Source organism: Ruegeria sp. AE3, from assembly GCF_056542225.1.
This window is the reverse complement of the sequence record NZ_JBQFZL010000043.1, coordinates 1-1,902: the sequence shown is the minus strand read 5'-3', so window position 1 is coordinate 1,902 and position 1,902 is coordinate 1. Positions and strand designations below refer to the sequence as shown.

At 59.5% G+C, this 1,902-nt stretch carries 1 protein-coding gene; it reads right to left on the bottom strand.

All coding sequences use genetic code 11. The annotated features are described in order from the left end of the window. Positions 1–18: 18 nt before the first annotated feature. Positions 19–1,902 (bottom strand): DUF3604 domain-containing protein (locus tag ACR0NZ_RS20580; protein ID WP_480521564.1); only part of this gene is annotated, 1,884 nt, incomplete at its 5' end.

Below are 1,902 nucleotides of genomic sequence, written 5' to 3'. Positions count from 1 at the left end.
CCAAACTTCCGCCTTCCATCAGCCTTGCGGCGTGTACCAGATCGGAGACGTGTAGGCGCGCTCCTGCTGCGACATTGGTGCGCCTTCAGGAATCTCGATCCCGTAGCGATAGGCATCGTAGACATACCAAGGCGGTGTGGGGATCTCCAATACCCGGGCGTAGTAGAAGGCCGGGCGTGCCGGATCGAAATCCGGGTCGGTCCAGACGGTCGCAAGCTCGGATGCCCCGATCGAGTTGGCCCAGCTCGCCGTTGCCACATTCACCGTATCACCTACCGCGGGCAGCATGCCATCCGAGCCGGGGACGCGCCCGTCGGACCAGGCGACGTCATAGATGGCTTCGCTGGTCGTGCCGTCCTCATTGAGCCAGCCCTTCACGACCTGGATGCGGTCGAGGTTGGCGCCAATCGGATCCCTTAGCGCGGCCACCATGAATGTTGGCGCCTCGGCACCATCGGGTGCAGCGGACAGGTCAGCGCCCATTGGCACGCCTTTCGAATACCCTACGGTTGACGGAATACGAGATGCGATATCGGCCTCGTCAAAGTCCCAGCCACCGAAGAAACGAACCGATATTCTAGGGCCGGTCGTGGCGTAGACTTCCTTGCGCGCCATGGCGTCGAAGATGCTTTCGCGTGTATTCTCCTCGGCCCAGACCGCCGTGAGACCGGCAGCGACCATCTGCCAAGCGAACAGCTCACCGTTTTCATTCTTCATGAAAGGATGCTGCATCCGCTCTGCGGACGGCTCGTACCCGGTGTGCTTGCCAAAGAAATTCTCTTCTTCGGCGGTCACAAGACCGGTATGACTGTCTGTCGCGCCGCTGAACCCAAACTTGTAAGGATTTGTCCCGAACTCAGCTTCCAGCGCCAGCCCGCTCTTCAGCGCTTCGCGGGCATATTCTCGCGCCAGCATATCCTCGGTCTTGGCTTCGGATAGATCGAGGTTGCCGACATCCCAATTGTAATAGTCGGCAAACTCGTCATTCGGGCTGAGAAACGGGTGTGCCTCGCCGTCGCCCTTGATCTGAGTGATCTCATAGAGCGGTTCCCATTTGGCCCGGGCTTCAACGTACTCTTGAGTCACAGGCGAGCCGTCGAACCGGATGTCGATCGGAAACATCACCCCGTTGGACAGGTTGCCGTTATGTGCAAGTGCCAGCACCGCGCCGTTGGTCTTCTCCTCGTAGGCCTCGAGATAGGCATAGAGATCCATGGGATCGGGACTGCCCCAGGGCGGCGTCATCACCATGGGAACAACTTGCCCAACGCGGTCCGGCCCATCGCGGAAAATCACGTTGCGGTGCATGTTGTTGCCCGCGACGAGCGAAGTCCATTCGAACCCGAGCATTGGGGTAAAGATGCCGGGCTCGTAGAAGCGCTCGGCGGTCTTGAGGTTGTCCGACCAAATCGTTGCGAACCTTCGCGAGCCGGGCATGTAATTGTTGAACATTTCCTCTTCGATGGCGCCCTGAGAAACGCTTCCGATCAGGTCAAGCGCTGTATCCACTGCTGTCTGTCCGCCCGCGCGGAACCCGTCGGACCAACGTTTGCCCTGTTCATAGCGCGTAACCGACGGATTGCCTGCAAGAGCGTCGAAGATCATGCCCATACCGTCCGAGTGATCTGCAATAACCAGCCAGTCTAATGGGCGCGACAGGCGAACAGGCTGGCCAGAGGACGCGATGATCTCTTCTCCGCGCGCAAAACGATAAGCATCCTCATGGTCAAGGCGCGCACCGAAACCTCCGGCGTCCATAGATTGTCCCGTATGAAGATGCGTCTCTCCCCAAAGTGGCCGTTCCGGGAAAGTTCGACCAGCATAGGGTGAATAGGCCGGCGCTGGATAGGTATCGGCGAGCTGTTCCGAAGCTGGGGTCCATTCCTGCGCATGGGCTGGCAT